Genomic DNA, 15,924 nt, shown 5'->3' on the forward strand with positions numbered 1-15,924 from the left:
TCCATCACTTGATGGCGCCGACCGTCACACCTCGGGTCAGCGTGCGCTGGAAGATCAGGAAGAAGGCGACCGCCGGCAGCACGCCGAGCAGCGCCGACGCGCTGGACATGGTGGCGTCCATGTACCGCTCCCCTTGCAGGATCCCGAGCGCCACCGGCACCGTCTGGGTGTCGTTGGAGATCAGGAAGATGAGCGGTAGGAAGAACTCGTTCCAGGTCCAGATGAAGAAGAAGATCAGCAGGACGTTGATCGTCGGCCGGCTGATCGGCACCACGATCCTCAGCAGCGCGCGCAGCCGCCCCGCGCCGTCGATCGCCGCCGCCTCCAGGATCTCCTTCGGGAACTGGCCCAGCACCGCGCTCAGCAGATACGTGCCGAACGCCGCCTGGATCGCGGTCATCACGATGATCACCGCGAGCTGGGTGTCGTACAGACCGGCGGCCTTGGCCAGGTAGTACAGCGGGTAGGCCAGCGACTCCTGCGGCAGCGTGTTGGCCACCAGGAACAGCACGAGGATCCACAGCCGGCCCTTCACCCGGCCGATGCCCAGCGCGTACGCGTTGAGCACCGACAGCACGACCGCGAGCACTGCCACGGACGCGCTGATCAGGAAGCTGTTCCAGAGCTTGGTGCCGAACTCCGCCCGGTTCCAGAAGTCCACGATGCCCTGGAGGTAGAGCCCGTCGGGCAGGCTCAGCGGCCCCTGCGAGCTGTACTCGGCCGGCGACTTGATCGCGTTCATCGCCACGATGAGGAACGGGAAGATCATCACCACGGCCAGCACGACGAGCGCGAACAGCACCGCCCACCGTCCGGGGCTCCTCATGACTCACGCTCCTGCACCCGCAGGAACAGGAACGTCACCACGATGATGATCAGCGCCAGCACGGTGGCGATCGCCGAGCCGTAGCCGACGTTGCTCTTCTGGAAGAAGTTCAGGTACGAGAAGTACGACGGCACCATCGTCGCGTTGCCGGGACCGCCGCGCGTCAGCACGAAGATCGGCCCGAACACCTTCAGCGCCGCGATCGTGCACGTCAGCAGCACCACGAAGATCTCCGGCCGGATCTGCGGGATCGTGATGTGCCAGAACTTCCGCCACCACGAGGCCCCGTCGATCTCGGCCGCCTCGTAGTAGGACGGGTCCACCCGCTGCAGCCCGGCCATGAAGATGACGACGGGATAGCCGAGCTGGAACCACACCATGACCCCCATGACCGTGGCCAGCGCCAGGTCGGGGTCGCCGAGCCAGTCGAGGTCGAGGCCGAGGATCTGGTTGACGGCGCCGTACGAGGGGTGCAGCATCCAGCCCCACACCACGCCCGCCACCGCCACCGGCAGCACCTGCGGCAGGTAGTACATCGCGCGCAGCGCCGAGGCCGTGCGGGCGCCGAACCTCCTGCCGATGTAGTCGAACAGGGCCGCCGCCAGCACCAGCCCGATCGCGGTCGGCACGATCGCCATGGCCACGATCAGCCCCACGTTGTGCTGGAACGACTCCCAGAACCGCTCGTCGGCCAGCAGCCGCGTGTAGTTGTCGAGCCCGATCCAGCGCGGCGTGCCCACCCCCGACCAGCGGGTGAAGCTCGCCCCGACGTTCATCACGAACGGCACGACGATGACGGCGAGGAACAGCAGCAGGCTGGGCACCAGATAGAGCCAGTAACCCCGCCTGCTGCCGGTACGAACGCTCATCTAGTTGCCCAGGTCGGCGAGGTTGTCCTCGTACGGCCCGGCGATCTCGTCCAGCACCTGGGCAGGGGTCTTGCTGCCGTTGATGAGGTTCTGGACGCCGGCCACCAGCACGTCGTAGTAGCCGGGCGCGGGCCAGTCGGGGTAGAAGGCCAGGCCGTCGGCGGCGGTCAGCTTGTTGAAGGTCTCGATGAGCTCCTTGCTCTTCTCGTCGGTGATCGCGCCGGGGTCGGCCGCCACGGGGACGCCGCCGGAGTTGCCGAGCAGGTTCTGGATGTCCTGGCTCATCGTGATGTCGATGAAGTCGTACGCGAGGTCCTTGTTCTCGGAGTTCTCCGGCACGACCCAGAGGTTGCCGCTCGACCCCGGCGACATGGCGGCGCCGGGGAACAGGAAGTGGCCCCACTCGAAGTCCTTGATCTCCGAGGCGAAGCGGCCGTACCACCAGCTGCCGCTGATCACCATGGGGAACTCGCCCTTCATGAACGCCACGCCCATGTCCTCGGCCTTGAGTCCGGCCGAGTTCTTCGCGATGTAGCCCTTCTTCACCCAGTCGGCGAACGTCTCGGCCCCGTAGGTGAACTCGGGCCCGTGGAAGTCGACCTTGCCCTTGTAGAGCTGGTACGACTCCATCCACGGCTTCTGCGCCTTGGTCAGCGCGAGCTGGTAGAGGATCTGCTGCGCCGGGTACTCGGCGCCGGCGTTGGCGAGCGGGGTCACCCCTGCCTTGACGAAGGTGTCCAGCGCGGCGGTGAACTCCTCGTACGTGGCCGGCACCTCGACCTTGTGCTTGGCGAAGAGGTCCTTGTTGTAATAGACCATCACGAACTCGCCGTAGTTGGGCACGCCGTACCACTTGCCGGAGCCCATCACGCCGCGGTCGTCGTACTTGGCGGTGGTCTGCAGGCCGCCGGGCAGCAGCTTGTCCCAGCCGCGCTTGGTGGCCTCCTCGCTGAGGTCGGTCAGCAGGCCCTGCTTCGACAGCAGCCCCGACGTGGCGTTGCCCTTGTTGTACTCCATGAGGTCGGGCGCCTCGTCCGAGTTGAGCACCATGCTCGCCGTCTTCTGGATCTGCTCGAAGCCCTTCTCCTCGAACTCGACCTTCACGTTCGGGTGCGACGCCTCGAACTTCTTGATCGCCTCGGCCCACGCCTTGCCCATCGCGCTCTCGGCGCTCTCGTAGTGCCAGAGCTTGAGCACGCGCGGCTCCGTGCCGCTCGGGGCGGGGCTCTCCGAGCCGCCCGAGCCGCAGGCCGACAGCGCCGACAGGGCGAGCACGGCGGCGGCCAGCACCGCCGTGCCTCGTGATCTGACCATGATCCCTCCAGGGGGTGTTACGAGATGACGGCCCGCGCGGGAGCTCCGGCCACCGGGACGATGTCCACCCCGGTGACGCGCTTAGGGCCGGTGACGGCGACGCGCAGCTCGTCGCCGTCCCTGGTGGCGACCGCGACCGTCAGGCCGTCGGCGTCGTGGATGTGGACCGTGCCGTCGCCGCCCCCGAAGGCGACCAGCGTGATCTCGGGCGGCACGTCCACCGTGTCCCCTTCCTCCTGGACCGGGATGAGCGCGCCGTAGCGGACGAAGAGCGGGATCTGGTCGAGCGGCCTGCCGATCCGGACGTAGCGGGCGCCCTCCAGCACCTCGCCCGTCCAGTAGTCCACCCACCGGCCATGCGGCAGGTAGACCTGCCTGACGCCGTCCGGCGCGGTCATGGGGGCCACGAGCAGGTCGCGGCCGAGCAGGTACTCCAGATCGGCCTGCCAGGCCACCGGGTCGTCAGGGTGGTCGACGCACAGCGCCCGCATCATCGGCGCCCCCGTACGCGCGGCCTCGACGGCCGCCGAGTAGAGGTAGGGCATCAGCCGGTAGCGCAGCCTGAGCGCGGCCACCGCCTCCGCCTCGACGGCGGGGAACTCCCACGGCTCGCGGGTGGTCGTGCCGTGCAGGCGCAGCAGCGGCGACAGTGCGCCGAACTGGGTCCAGCGGACGTACAGGTCGTCGGTGGGGCGGCCGGTGAAGCCGCCGGCGTCGTGGCTCCAGAACGGCACGCCCGACAGCCCGTGCGCGAGGCCGCCCCTGATCGTGCTGCCCATGGCGGCGTAGCTGGTGTAGGTGTCACCGCCCCACTGGGCGCTGTGGCGCTGCCCGCCCAGGTACGACGAGCGCGCCCACACCAGGTCGTGCCCGTTGACCTCGCGGGTGACCTCGGCCACGACGTCGTTGAACAGCAGCGTGTAGACGTTGTGCAGGTCGGTGCCTGACATGCCGTTGAAGGCGACCGCGTCGGCGGGCACGCCCTCGGCGAAGTCGGTCTTGAACGCGGCCACGCCCTGGCGCAGCAGCGGGCGCAGCAGGTCCTTGAACCAGGCGACGGCGGCCGGGTTGGTGAAGTCGACGATGCCGCAGGCGGGGAAGGAGCCGTGCCAGCAGTCGGCGACGTAGACGAGCCCCGCCTGATTTTTCAGGAAATATCCGGCTTCGGCGGCCTCGCGGAAGATCGGGCTGAGATGCGAGACGTACGGGTTCATCCACAGGCAGACCTTGAACCCCATCGTGTCCAGCTCGGCCAGCATGCGCTCGGGGTCGGGGAAGTTCTTCGCGTCCCACCGCAGGTCCGACCAGTGCCCGTCGGTCTGCCAGTACGTGTCCAGGTGCAGCACGTCGCACGGGATGCCGCGCTCCCTGATCGTGCGCGCCCTGGCCAGCACCCGCTCCTGGCTGTCCACGCAGAACCCCGACGAGATCCACGTGCCGAACGCCCACTTCGGCGGCAGCGACGGCCGGCAGGTCAGCCGGTCGTAACGCTCCAGCACCTCGGGCGGCGTCGGCCCGGCGATCACGTAGTAGTCGAGCACGTCGTCGGGAACCACGATCTGCACGACGCTGTGCGTGGACTGGCACACGTCGAACTCCACCGGCGCGCCGCTGTCCACCAGCACGCCGTAGCCGCGGCTCGACAGGTAGAGCGGCACGTTCTTGTACGCCCGCTGCGACTCGGCGCCGAAGGCGTCGAAGTTCCACATCACCGGCCGCTGGCCGCGCTTGTCGAGCCGGGTGAACGACTCGCCGAACCCGCTGAACGCCTCGTCCGGCACGGCGGTGAAGCTCTCGTGGTAGGCCACCGGGGTGCCCGCGGCGCGGGAGCGGCCGAACGGCAGCGTACGCATCCGGCCGCTGATGTCGGTGTGCCCGCGGTCCTGCTCGACCAGCGTGGCGCCGGAGGCGTCGGTGAAGCGCAGGTGCCAGGGCGACAGGCCGATCTCGGCGCGCAGCGGGCCCGCGTCGATCAGGATCGGCTCGCCCGGCTCGGTCACCGCCCGCGCTTCGGCGTACGTGCCGGGCGTCACCAGCGCGATCGCCCTCTCCGAGCGGGGGCGCGCGGTCGCGTCATCCGACAACCTGACCCTGATCACGCCCTCGCCCGCCACGCCCACCTGCACGACCAGCGTCTCCTGAGCCGTGGTCACCGCCTTGAGCAGCACCTCCGCGCCGTCGGCCGCGAGCAGCTCCGCCGAGGCGAGCGCCGACAGGCCGCCCTCACCCCGCTCGCGGACCGGCAACTCGGGCGGGTCCGCGACGAAGTACTCGTGCGCGACCAGGGGAGGGCGATAGGGCATGGAAGCTCCTTCAACGCGGGCGCCAAACTCGTGAATTAGTTTGCTGTCCATACCAACAAACGTCAACGGTGCGAACTTGCGGGAAGGCGCAAGGAAAAAGGCCGAGGCGGTTGCCTCGGCCTGTGCGAGCGCCCCGGTGGAGCGCGGGACGGCTAGATGGACACGCCCGGCTGCATCAGGCGGCGGGCGGCCTCGGTGATCGAGCCCGACAGCGACGGGTAGACGGCGAAGGTGTGGGCGAGGTGGTCGACGGTCAGCCGCTGCTGCACCGCCACCGACACGGCCAGGATCAGCTCGGAGGCCCGCGGCGCCACCACGACGCCGCCCAGCACGATGCCGGTGTGCGGCCGGCAGAACACCTTCACGAACCCGTCGTTGAAGCCCTGCATCTTGGCGCGGGCGTTGGTGGCGAGCGGCAGCTTGACCACGTTCGCCTCGATCTCGCCCGCCTCGATGGCCCGCTGCGCCACGCCGACCGCGGCGATCTCGGGGTCGGTGAAGATGTTGGAGGCCACCGTGGCCAGCCGCAGCGGCTGCACGGCCTCGCCCAGCGCGTGCCACACCGCGATGCGCCCCTGCATGGCGGCGACGGAGGCGAGCATCAGCACGCCGGTGCAGTCACCGGCCGCGTAGACGCCCGGCGCGGACGTGCGCGAGACCTTGTCGACCTTGATGAAGCCGCCCCTGTCGAGCTGCACCCCGGCCTCCTCCAGGCCGATGCCGGAGGTGTTGGGCACCATGCCGACCGTCATCAGCGCGTGGGAGCCCTCGGCGGTGCGGCCGTCCTCCAGCGTCACCACCACGCCGTCGGCGGTGCGCTTGACGGAGGCGGCCCGGGAACGGCCCATGACGTTCATGCCGCGCCGCCGGTAGACCTCTTCGAGCACCTCGGCGCCGTCGGCGTCCTCGTTGGGCATCATGCGGTCGCGGCTGGAGACCAGCGTGACCTCCGACCCCAGCGACCGGTAGGCACCGGCGAACTCGGCGCCGGTCACCCCTGACCCGATGACGATGAGGTGCTCGGGCAGCTCCTCCAGGTCGTAGAGCTGACGCCAGTTGAGTATGCGCTCGCCGTCGGGCTCGGCGCCGGGCAGCACCCGGGGCGTCGCCCCGGTGGCCACCAGCACCACGTCGGCCCTGATCGTCCGGTCGCCCGCCCGCACCACCTGCGGATCGACCAGCCGCCCCCGCGCCCTGATGATCTCGACGCCCTCGGCCTCGACCCGCGTCGCGATGTCGGCCGACTGCGCCTGCGCCAGCTCCTTGACCCGCTTGTTGACCAGCGGCAGATCGACGCCCACCGTGCCGGCGTCGCCGTCGGGCCCGCCGGAGAACGACACGCCCAAGGAGGGGGCGTCGAGCAGCGCCTGCTTACGCACGGAGGTCGCGATCAGGGTCTTGGACGGCACGCAGTCGGTCAGCACGCACGCGCCGCCGGGGCCGTCCTGCTCGACCATCGTGACTTGCGCGCCTAGCTGAGCGGCCACCAGCGCCGCCTCGTAGCCGCCTGGTCCGCCGCCGATGATCACGATCCTCGTCACGTCACCATTGTCCCGCATGCCCCGGCCCGAGGTCGAAACGGGGCGCGGTCTCAGGCGCTACTCTTGTCAGCTGTGCCTGTCTACGCCGCCTACGGCAGCAACATGGACCCTGAGCAGATGGCCATGCGTGCCCCGCACTCCCCCATCAGGGGCGTCGGATGGCTGCCGGGCTGGCGCCTGACGTTCGGCGGCATGGACCTCGCCTGGGAGGGCGCGGTCGCCACCATCGTCGAAGATCCCGACGAGCACGTCTTCGTGGTGCTCTACGACGTGCCCGAGTGGGAGGAGACCTCGCTCGACCAGTGGGAGGGCGCCGTACGCGGGGCCTACCACAAGGTGCGGCTGCGGGTGCAGACGCTCGACGGCGAGGTCGTGGCCTGGTTCTACGTGCTCGACGGCTACGAGGGCGGCCTGCCGTCGGCCCGCTACCTCGGCAGCCTGGCCGAGGCCGCCGAGCGGGCGGGCGCTCCCGACGACTACGTCAAAGAGCTGCGAGAGCGCCCCTGCACCTCCTACGGCGGTTAGCTGAGCGGCTTGTCCTTGGTCTCCCTGAGCACGAAGAGGTAGACCAGGGTCGAGATCAGCGCCAGCGCCGACATGTACCACGGGAAGAGCCCGGGGTTGCCCGCGTCCTTCAGCGCCGTCCCGATCAGCGGCGCGGTGCCACCGAAGATCGCCACGGTGAGCGAATACGGGAACCCGGCGCCCGCCGCCCGCACCCGGGTGGGGAAGAGCTCGGCGTTGACCGCCGCCGAGATCGAGGTGAAGCAGCCGAGGAAGACCATGCCGATGAGCTGGACGACCAGCAGGCTCGCGTAGGCGTCGGTGAGCAGCCCGAGCATCGGCACCGGCAGCACGACGAACCCGATGCCGAACGTGATCAGCATGGGCTTGCGGCCGATCCTGTCGGACAGCATGCCGAGCAGCGGCTGCAGGATCATGAAGAAGACCAGCGAGATCGTGCCGATCTGCAGCGAGTCCGCCACGTCGAAGTCGACGGTGATCTGCGCGTACGTGGGCAGGAACGTGGTCCACGTGTAGTACGCGACGGTGCCGGCGATCGTGATGCCCACGATGGTGGCCGCGGACCTCGGGTAGTTCCTGAGGAACTCGAACATCTTGGGCCGCTCGGCCTTGCCGCTCTGGATCTCGCCGGCGACCGCGGAGGTCTCGTCGGCGCCCCTGCGGATCCACAGGCCCACGAGGCTGAGCAGGGCGCCCACGAAGAACGGGATCCGCCACCCGTAGGAGTCCATGTCGGCCTCGATCAGGAGGGTCGCCAGCAGGGCGGCCAGGCCCGAGGCCAGCAGCTGGCCGATCGTGGTGCTGACGTACTGGAAGCTCGAGTAGAGGCCGCGGCGGCCGTGCGGGGCCGACTCGACGAGGAACGTGGTGGCGGCGGCGAACTCGCCGCCGACCGACAGGCCCTGGATGAGCCTGGCCAGGGTCAGGATGACGGGCGCGAGCAGGCCGACCGACTCGTACGTGGGGGTCAGGCCGACGATCAGCGAGCCGACGCCCATCAGCATGATGGTGAACGTCATCGCGGCCTTACGTCCGTAGCGGTCGGCGAACGCGCCGACCACCAGGCCGCCGAGCGGGCGCATGAAGAAGCCCACGGCGAAGACGGCGAACGAGCTGAGCAGCGGCACCAGGCTGTTGCCCGAGCTCTCGGCGAAGATCTGGGCGGAGAAGATGGGAGCGAGGAAGCTGTAGGCGTACCAGTCGTACCACTCGACGACGTTGCCGATGCTGGCCGCCGTGAGCTGGCGGACACGGCTCTTGGGGATGCCGAGTGGTGATTGCGCCACCGGGGAGGTCGCCACGTGGGCTCCTTTGCTGACAACTGCAGAGATGGCTTACTGTGCATTCGGACGACCGAAACAGTCAAATGTTTCGGCAAACATTTACAAACCAGACATAGAAACGGCCCTAGGTGGATGTTCTCGACCGGCGCCTCGTCGCCGCCCTGCAAGTCAGCCCCCGAGCGTCGTGGGGCGAGCTCGGCCGGGCCGTGGGCGAGCACGAGCGCACGGTCGCGCGGCGGCTGCAGCGGCTGATCGCCGACGGCGTCGTCCGCGTCACCGCCATCTACGACGACCTGCGCACCGGCCACGGCCGTCCCGTGCACCTGCACGTCCAGGTGCGTCCCGGCACCGTGCCCGAGGTGGCGAAGGCGCTGGCCGGCCGGGCCGACACCCGCTCGGTCTACGCGCTCACCGGAGCCGCCGACATCGGCTGCGAGCTGGTCGCCCCCACCAGGGAGGACCTGCATCACATCCTGTCCTCCCAGGTCACCGGCATCGACGGCGTGCTGCAGACGCAGACCCAGGTGGTGCTGCACACGTTCAGGACCGTCGCCGAGTGGCACGCCCCCTACCTCACCGAGCGCGAGGTCGCCGAGCTGCGGCCGGGCCCGCTCCCCGAGTCGGAGCCGGAGCCGCCGCCCGACGAGGAGGGCCTGACGCCGCTGGAGCAGGAGATCGCCGAGCTGCTCGCCGGTGACGGGCGCATCGCGTTCACCGCGGTCGCCGAGCGCCTCGACATCTCCGTGCCGACCGCCCGCAGGCGGGTCACCTCACTCATCGAGCGGCGGCTGCTGCTGCCGCGCGCCGAGGTCGAGCCCGCGCTGCTCGGCCTGGAGGTCGAGGCCATGCTCTGGCTCAAGGCCCGCCCCCACGGCCTCGACCGGGTCGGCCGGCAACTGGCCGCGCACCCCCACGTCCGTTACTGCGCCGCGACCACGGGCACGCACTCCCTCATCGTGCAGGTCGTGGCGGCGCACGAGGCGGCGCTCTACCGTTTCATGACCGGCGTCGTCGGCCGGTACGACGAGATCACCGACGTCGACCTCACCCTGATCACCCGCGCCTACAAGCGCGGTCACCTCCACAAGTCCGGACTGCTCACGCTCGACCACCGTTGGGAGAACACACCATGACCCCTGCTGAGAGGGAAGTCGCCGACCTGTGCGTGGAGCTGATCCGCGCCGACAGCAGCAACTACGGCGACGGCAGCGGCCCCGGTGAACGCGCCGCCGCCGAGGTCGTCATGGCCAGGCTGGCCGAGGTCGGCATCGAGCCGACGTACATCGAGAGCGAGCCCGGCCGCGGCAACGTGATCACCCGCGTCGAGGGCACCGACTCCTCGCTGCCCGCCCTGCTCGTGCACGGCCACCTCGACGTCGTGCCGGCCAACGCCGCCGACTGGTCGGTCGACCCGTTCGCGGGCGAGGTGCGCGACGGCTACATCTGGGGCCGCGGCGCCGTGGACATGAAGGACATGGACGCGATGATGCTGGCCGTGCTGCGCCGCTTCAAGCGCGAGGGCATCAGGCCGCGCCGCGACATCGTCTTCGCCTGGGTCGCCGACGAGGAGGCCGGCGGCGTCTACGGCGCCAAATACCTCACCGCGCACCACCCCGAGCTGTTCGAGGGCGTCACCGAGTCGATCAGTGAGGTCGGCGGCTACTCCCTGGAAGTGGACCCGTCGCTGCGGCTCTACCTCATCGAGACCGCCCAGAAGGGCCTGGCCTGGATGAAGCTGATCGCCGACGGCACCGCCGGCCACGGCTCCATGCTGAACGACGACAACGCCGTCACCGAGGTCGCCAAGGCGGTGGCCAGGATCGGCGCCCACGACTGGCCGCTGACCTACACCGAGACCGTGCGCCGCTTCCTGACCGAGGTGGCCGACGCCTTCGGCATCCCGTTCGACGAGGACGACCCGCAGCCCATCCTCGACAAGATCGGGCCGCTGGTGCGCTTCGTCGGCGCGACGCTGCGCAACACCACCAACCCGACCCAGCTCGGCGCCGGCTACAAGTCGAACGTCATCCCCGGCCAGGCCACGGCCGTGGTGGACGGGCGGTTCCTGCCGGGGCACGAGGAGGAGTTCTTCAAGACCATCGACGGGCTGCTCGGGCCGAAGGTGCGCCGCGAGTTCGTGCACCACGACATCGCGCTGGAGACCTCGTTCGACGGGGCGCTGGTCGAGTCGATGATCGCGGCGCTGAAGGCCGAGGACCCGGCGGCGCGGGCGATCCCGTACTGCATGTCGGGCGGCACCGACAACAAGACGTTCTTCGCCGACCTCGGCGTGCGCGGGTTCGGGTTCGTGCCGCTGCGGCTGCCCGCCGACATGGACTTCGCCTCGATGTTCCACGGCGTGGACGAGCGGGTGCCGGTGGACGCCCTCCAGTTCGGCGTGCGGGTACTGGACAGGCTGCTCCTAAACTACTGAAGGTGACCAAAGACGCATACACCCTGGCCAGTGAGGCCGCCGCGGCGCTGCGCAGCGCCGCGGGCCTCGACGAACTCGACGTGCCGCTCGACGTGGCGCTCGTCATGGGGTCGGGGTGGGTGCCCGCCGCCGACGCGCTCGGCGAGACGGTGAGCGAGATCCCCTTCACCGACCTGCCCGGCTTCCGCGCCCCCGCCGTCGCCGGGCACGGCGGCAAGATCCGCGTCGTGCGCACCCCGTCCGGCCGGCACGCGCTGATCTTCCTCGGCCGCACCCACCTGTACGAGGGGCTCGGGGTCGACGCGGTCGTCCACGGCGTACGCACGGCGGCCGCGGCCGGCGTACGCACGCTGGTGCTCACCAACGCGGCCGGCGGCCTGCGGCCCGAGACGCAGAACGTCGGCGACCCGGTCCTGATCAGCGACCACATCAACCTGACCGGGGCCAACCCGATCACCGGCACCACCTTCATCGACCTCACCGAGGTCTACTCGCGGCGGCTGCGCGCGCTGGTGCGCGAGGTGGACCCGACCCTGGCCGAGGGCGTCTACGTCGCCTTCAGGGGCCCGACGTACGAGACCCCGGCCGAGATCCGCATGCTGCGCACGCTCGGCGGCGACATGGTGGGCATGTCCACCGTCCTGGAGGCCATCGCCGCCCGCGAGGCGAACGTCGAGGTGCTCGGCATCTCCCTGGTCACCAACCCGGGCGCCGGGCTGTCCGGCGAGCCGCTCGACCACGAGGAGGTCCTGCAGGTGGGCCGGGCGACGGCCGCCCGCATGGGCGTGCTGCTCGCCAAGGTGGTGGACCGGCTGTGAGCCCGGCGGTGAGCCTCGTGGACGAGGCCCGAGCCTGGCTGGCGCAGGACCCCGACCCCGACACCAGGGCCGAGCTGGCCGGGCTGATCGAGCGGGACGACCTCGACGCGCTGCGCGAGCGGTTCGGGGCGCGGCTGGAGTTCGGCACCGCGGGCCTGCGCGGCGAGCTGGGCGCGGGTCCCAACAGGATGAACCGGGTCACCGTGATGCGCGCCGCCGCCGGTCTCGCGGCCGTGCTCGGTCCCGGCCGGCACGTCGTCATCGGCTACGACGCGCGGCACAAGTCCGACGTGTTCGCCCGCGACACCGCCGCCGTGCTGACCGGCGCCGGGCTGCACGCCACCCTGCTGCCGCGCCCGTTGCCGACGCCGGTGCTCGCCTTCGCCGTCCGCCACCTGGGCGCCGACGCCGGGGTGACGGTCACGGCCAGCCACAACCCGCCACGCGACAACGGCTACAAGGTCTATTGGGGCGACGGGTCCCAGATCGTGCCGCCCGTCGACGCCGACATCTCGGCCGCCATCGACGCGGTCGGCCGGGTGGACGAGCTGCCGCTCGGGAGTCCTGGCACGCTGACGGAGCTGGGCGAGGACATCGTCGACGACTACATCGAGGCCGTCACCGCGCTGCCCCTCGGTGACGCGCGCGAGCTGCGGGTGGCGTACACGCCGCTGCACGGGGTCGGCGCGGCCACGCTGACCGGCGCGTTCCTCGCCGCCGGGTTCGAGAGCCCGATGGCGGTCGAGGAGCAGCGCAACCCCGACCCCGACTTCCCCACCGTCGCCTTCCCCAACCCGGAGGAACCGGGCGCGATGGACCTCGCCGCCGCGCTGGCCGGCAAGACCGGCGCGGACCTGGTGCTGGCCAATGACCCCGACGCCGACCGGTGCGCGGTGGGGGTGCCGCTACCGGGCGGCGGCGTACGGATGCTGACCGGCGACGAGGTCGGCGGCCTGCTGGCCGAGCACGTCATCACGCACACCACCGGCGACCGCATGGTCGCCACCACCATCGTCTCCTCCACCCTGCTCGCCAAGATCGCCCGAGCCCACGGCGTGCGGTACGGCGAGACGCTGACCGGCTTCAAGTGGATCATCAAGGCCGGGCCGGGGCTGGTGTTCGGCTACGAGGAGGCCATCGGCTACAGCGTCGGGTCCGACGCGGGGCTGCCGGTCCGGGACAAGGACGGCATCGGCGCCGCGCTGACCGTGGCGGGCATCGCCGCCGCCGCCAAGCGCGAGGGGCGTACGTTGCTCGACCTGCTCGACGACCAGGCCCGCCGCTACGGCCTGCACGCCACCACCCAGCTCTCCTTCCGGGTCGCCGACCTGTCGCTGATCACCGACGCCATGTCCCGGCTGCGGGCCGAGCCGCCCTCCGGCCTCGGCGGCCTTGAGGTGACCGCCGCCGACGACCTCGCGCGCGGCGACGGCGGCCTGCCGCCGACCGACGGGCTGCGCTACCGGCTGGCGGACGACGCCCGCGTGGTCGTCCGGCCCTCGGGCACCGAGCCCAAGCTCAAGTGCTACCTGGAGGTGGTCGTGCCGGTCACCACGACGCCCGGCGAGGCCCGCGCGGACGCCGCCCGGCGGCTGGAGGCCGTCAAGTCCGACCTCGCCGCGCGGCTGGGGCTGGGGTGACGGAGTTCGAGCGCTTCCTGGACCAGGTCCTCGCCGACCCGGAGGTGCTCGGGCTGGTGCTGAGCGGCTCGCACGCCCGCGAGGGCACCGCCACCTCGCACTCCGACCACGACCTGTACGCGGTCGTCACGCCCGCGGCCTCCCTCCCGCCCCGGCGGGACGCCCTGCTGGATGTGGTGGTGATGACGCTCGACGCGTTCCGTGCGCACGCGCTGCCCGGGTCGGGCACCGAGTGGAACCGCTACGCCTTCGCCTACTCCCAGGTGCTCAAGGACACACCCGACGGAATCGTCGCCTCGCTGGCCACCGCCAAGGGCAGGCTCGCCGCCGAGGAGGCGGGCGTCGTGGCGCACGAGGCGCTCGGGGCGTTCCTCAACAGCGCCTACCGGTGCCTGAAGAACACCCGCGACGGCAACGTCATGGGGACGCTGCTGGACGGCGCCGAGGCGGTCCCGGCCTACCTCACGTACGTGTTCGCGCTGCACGGGCGGGTGCGGCCGTACAACAAGTACCTGGAGTGGGAGCTGCGGCGGCACCCGCTGGGCCCGCCGCTGTGGGCGGCCGACACGCTGCTGCCCCTGCTGGCCGCGGCTCTCACCCTTGAGGCGGGCGACGCCGTACGGACGCTGCTCAACGACCTCGAACCCCATGCCAGGGCGGCCGGGCACGGCGAGGTCTACGACTCGTGGGGCGCGGACCTCGCGTTCCTGCGGGGCCGCTGACCACCTCGCGTTCCCGCGGGGGCGCTGACCGCCTCGGCCGGCAGCCGCGCCGCCAGCCTGAGCAGCCCGGCGGCCGCGAGCGCCAGCAGCGTGCCGAGCGCCGCCCAGAGCAGCGGCGGCGACAGCACGACCAGCGCAGAGAACCCGGCCGGCGCCACCACCTGCCCGACCGCCCACGTCATCTGGTGAATCGCCAGGTACCGCCCCCGCATCGCGGCAGGCGCGGCCCCGGCCGCCAGGGCCGCGGCGGGCGCGGTGTGCAGCAGTTCGGCCAACGTGAACACCAACGTGGCCGCGACCAGCACCACCACCCTGGCGAGGCCGGCCGGGACCGCCGCCGTCACCGCGTACAGACCGCAGGCGACCACGAAGACCCCGCCCGCGAGCGCCATCGCGTGCGTACGGCGAGCATGCCGCTGCACATGCCGCACCGGCATCTGCCCCGCCGCCACCAGCAGCGTGTTGACCGTGTACAGCACCCCCAGCAGAGCGGGAGGCAGCTCAAGAACGGAGACCGCGTAGAGAGGCAGCCCCACGGACAGGATCAGATGAGCCAGCGTGAACGCCTGCTCCGCCACCACCAACCCCATGAACGGCCCATCCCGAAGCACCCGCCGATACCCACCCTTCGACGCCCCCTCCACCCGCCCCGCACTCGATGCCCCGCCACCCACCGACCCCTCCGCCCGGCCCACATCCGATGCCCCGCCACCCACCGACCCCTCCGCCCGGCCCACATCCGATGCCCCGCCACCCACCGACCCCTCCGGCCGGCCCACATCCGATGCCCCGCCACCCACCGGCCCTTCCAGGCGGCGCGCGTCCGGTGTCTCGCCGGTGGGGTGCTCCTTCGGGCGGGTGGGGTGCGTCTCCTCACCCCTCCGCTTCCCCGTCCTGGGTGAGCTGAGCGGGCGGTTGGCCGGGAGGAGGAGGCAGGTGGCGGCGAGGGCGAAGCTGGCCGCGTTGAGGAGGGCGATGACGGTGAAGCCGGTCTGGCCGGCCAGGGAGACGGCGCTCGCCGACAGCAGGCCGCCCAGGCCGAAGGCGACGTTGCGGGCGGTCGCCTGGGTCGCGTAGAGGCGGTCCCGGCCGCCGCCCTCGCTGATCACCGCCACGTAGCTGCTTGAGGCGGGGTAGTAGGCCCGGTCACCGGCCGCGATGACGGCGGCGATCGCGATGAGCGGGCCGAAGCCGTCCACCAGCGGGTAGACGGCGAAGCCGAGTGCGCGGATCACGTAGGTGCCGACCAGCACCGTACGCGCGTCGAACCGGTCGATGAGCACGCCCGCCACGGGGTTGGCCGCGAGCCCCAGCCCCGCCGCCACCGTCACCCCCAGCCCGACCGTCGCCGGCGGCAGGCCGGTCACCTGCTGGATGAACAGGAGCGTCAGCGGGACGTACAGGCCGTTGCCGAGGGCGTCCACGAACATGCCGACGAGAAAGGGACGCACGGCACGGCTGCCCGATGAGGAGAATCGCACCCGCAGCAGTGTCCAGGCCGGCCACGCCCGCGCGGATCGGCCACCGGCCCTGGACCAACTCGGCCATCCGTCCTAGGACCGGCCCACCCAAGCCACCCCTCCCAGCCGACCACACCGAACCGACGAAAGACGCGCCGGCGGCACGGCCCCTGGCCCCCAGCCCCAACG

The 15,924-nt window shown here is 71.1% G+C and carries 13 protein-coding genes; 6 read left to right on the forward strand and 7 right to left on the reverse strand.

Going from position 1 to position 15,924, the window contains the following annotated elements:
* Positions 1-4: 4 nt before the first annotated feature.
* The 5 genes from ACFFR3_RS04955 to ACFFR3_RS04975 all read right to left on the reverse strand — a co-directional run bounded on the left by ACFFR3_RS04955 (position 5) and on the right by ACFFR3_RS04975 (position 6,853).
* Entirely contained in the window at positions 5-826 is an 822-nt protein-coding gene (locus ACFFR3_RS04955) for a carbohydrate ABC transporter permease (protein WP_364364961.1), read from the reverse strand.
* Positions 823-1,695 (reverse strand): carbohydrate ABC transporter permease, encoded by an 873-nt coding sequence (locus ACFFR3_RS04960; RefSeq protein ID WP_364364958.1) that lies wholly within the window; start codon positions 1,693-1,695, stop codon positions 823-825. Before ACFFR3_RS04960 ends, ACFFR3_RS04955 begins: the two co-directional genes overlap by 4 nt.
* Positions 1,696-3,009 (reverse strand): ABC transporter substrate-binding protein, encoded by a 1,314-nt coding sequence (locus tag ACFFR3_RS04965; RefSeq protein WP_345396155.1) that lies wholly within the window; start codon positions 3,007-3,009, stop codon positions 1,696-1,698. It lies immediately after the preceding gene.
* 17 nt (positions 3,010-3,026) lie between these two features.
* Positions 3,027-5,312 (reverse strand): TIM-barrel domain-containing protein, encoded by a 2,286-nt coding sequence (locus ACFFR3_RS04970; RefSeq protein WP_379482658.1) that lies wholly within the window; start codon positions 5,310-5,312, stop codon positions 3,027-3,029.
* 152 nt (positions 5,313-5,464) lie between these two features.
* Positions 5,465-6,853, reverse strand: a complete 1,389-nt coding sequence (locus tag ACFFR3_RS04975) for an NAD(P)H-quinone dehydrogenase (protein ID WP_364364951.1) — start codon at positions 6,851-6,853, stop codon at positions 5,465-5,467.
* Positions 6,854-6,925: 72 nt separating this feature from the next.
* Here ACFFR3_RS04975 and ACFFR3_RS04980 point away from each other — a divergent pair, with 72 nt between their 5' ends.
* The gene (locus ACFFR3_RS04980; RefSeq protein ID WP_345396149.1) at positions 6,926-7,378 is read left to right on the forward strand and encodes a gamma-glutamylcyclotransferase family protein; all 453 of its coding nucleotides are present in this window, start codon (positions 6,926-6,928) and stop codon (positions 7,376-7,378) included.
* Here the strand turns inward: ACFFR3_RS04980 and ACFFR3_RS04985 are convergent.
* Complete coding sequence (locus ACFFR3_RS04985; RefSeq protein ID WP_364364948.1) at positions 7,375-8,679, reverse strand: MFS transporter; 1,305 nt, start codon at positions 8,677-8,679, stop codon at positions 7,375-7,377. The genes ACFFR3_RS04980 and ACFFR3_RS04985 overlap by 4 nt on opposite strands.
* A 110-nt stretch (positions 8,680-8,789) precedes the next feature.
* Between ACFFR3_RS04985 and ACFFR3_RS04990 the strand changes: the two genes are divergently transcribed.
* Genes ACFFR3_RS04990 through ACFFR3_RS05010 form a run of 5 tightly spaced genes read left to right on the forward strand, consistent with a single transcriptional unit; the run spans position 8,790 to position 14,275 of the window.
* The gene (locus ACFFR3_RS04990) at positions 8,790-9,794 is read left to right on the forward strand and encodes an Lrp/AsnC family transcriptional regulator (protein WP_364364945.1); all 1,005 of its coding nucleotides are present in this window, start codon (positions 8,790-8,792) and stop codon (positions 9,792-9,794) included.
* A complete protein-coding gene (locus ACFFR3_RS04995) occupies positions 9,791-11,095 on the forward strand; it encodes a M20/M25/M40 family metallo-hydrolase (protein WP_345396143.1) in 1,305 nt (434 codons plus the stop codon). Before ACFFR3_RS04990 ends, ACFFR3_RS04995 begins: the two co-directional genes overlap by 4 nt.
* Positions 11,096-11,097: 2 nt before the next feature.
* The gene (locus ACFFR3_RS05000; RefSeq protein ID WP_345396140.1) at positions 11,098-11,913 is read left to right on the forward strand and encodes a purine-nucleoside phosphorylase; all 816 of its coding nucleotides are present in this window, start codon (positions 11,098-11,100) and stop codon (positions 11,911-11,913) included.
* Positions 11,914-11,921: 8 nt separating this feature from the next.
* Positions 11,922-13,553, forward strand: coding sequence for a phospho-sugar mutase (locus ACFFR3_RS05005; protein ID WP_379482719.1), 1,632 nt, complete (start codon positions 11,922-11,924; stop codon positions 13,551-13,553).
* Positions 13,550-14,275, forward strand: a complete 726-nt coding sequence (locus ACFFR3_RS05010) for a hypothetical protein (protein WP_345396138.1) — start codon at positions 13,550-13,552, stop codon at positions 14,273-14,275. The genes ACFFR3_RS05005 and ACFFR3_RS05010 overlap by 4 nt, the downstream gene beginning before the upstream one ends.
* On the opposite strand, the gene ACFFR3_RS05015 is transcribed toward ACFFR3_RS05010, so the two are convergent.
* A complete protein-coding gene (locus ACFFR3_RS05015; protein ID WP_379482659.1) occupies positions 14,230-15,726 on the reverse strand; it encodes an MFS transporter in 1,497 nt (498 codons plus the stop codon). The two genes, ACFFR3_RS05010 and ACFFR3_RS05015, sit on opposite strands and share 46 nt — an antisense overlap.
* Positions 15,727-15,924: the final 198 nt, after the last annotated feature.

The organism is Nonomuraea salmonea, from assembly GCF_042428605.1.
Classification (GTDB): domain Bacteria; phylum Actinomycetota; class Actinomycetes; order Streptosporangiales; family Streptosporangiaceae; genus Nonomuraea; species Nonomuraea salmonea.

Coding starts and splice junctions, on each gene's coding strand:
- ACFFR3_RS04995 (WP_345396143.1), top strand. CDS start 9,791: ATGACCCCTGCTGAGAGGGAAGTCGCCGACCTGTGCGTGGAGCTGATC.
- ACFFR3_RS04955 (WP_364364961.1), bottom strand. CDS start 826: ATGAGGAGCCCCGGACGGTGGGCGGTGCTGTTCGCGCTCGTCGTGCTG.
- ACFFR3_RS04965 (WP_345396155.1), bottom strand. CDS start 3,009: ATGGTCAGATCACGAGGCACGGCGGTGCTGGCCGCCGCCGTGCTCGCC.
- ACFFR3_RS04970 (WP_379482658.1), bottom strand. CDS start 5,312: ATGCCCTATCGCCCTCCCCTGGTCGCGCACGAGTACTTCGTCGCGGAC.
- ACFFR3_RS04960 (WP_364364958.1), bottom strand. CDS start 1,695: ATGAGCGTTCGTACCGGCAGCAGGCGGGGTTACTGGCTCTATCTGGTG.